1 protein-coding gene is annotated in these 251 nt (G+C 49.0%); it reads left to right on the forward strand.

All coding sequences use genetic code 11. The features are described 5' to 3' along the window. Positions 1 to 198: hypothetical protein (locus tag MN204_RS21125; protein ID WP_249873006.1), on the forward strand; the 198-nt coding region annotated here is incomplete at its 5' end. Between the last annotated feature and the right edge of the window lie 53 nt (positions 199 to 251).

Consider the following 251-nt stretch of genomic DNA (forward strand, 5'->3'; position numbering starts at 1 on the left):
ATTAATCGCAGACGTTTCATTCTTGGAGTCGTGACGGCTGCAGGCTTCTTCGGACCACTATGCGGAGCCGTCTACCTTCCTTCTCTTAAGCTCTTCCAGACCGTTTTCAGTGCCTCGGAAACGGCAGTGAATGGGACTGTCGCAATGTACCAGGTCGTGTTTGCCGTTGCAGTATGTATATCCCCATATGGTAGATAGGCTTATCAAATCTAATCTACTTCAAGCCTCTTTTTGGTGCCGCGGCTTCAGAT

This window comes from Oceanobacillus saliphilus (assembly GCF_023522835.1).
Taxonomy (GTDB): Bacteria; Bacillota; Bacilli; order Bacillales; family Amphibacillaceae; genus Oceanobacillus; species Oceanobacillus saliphilus.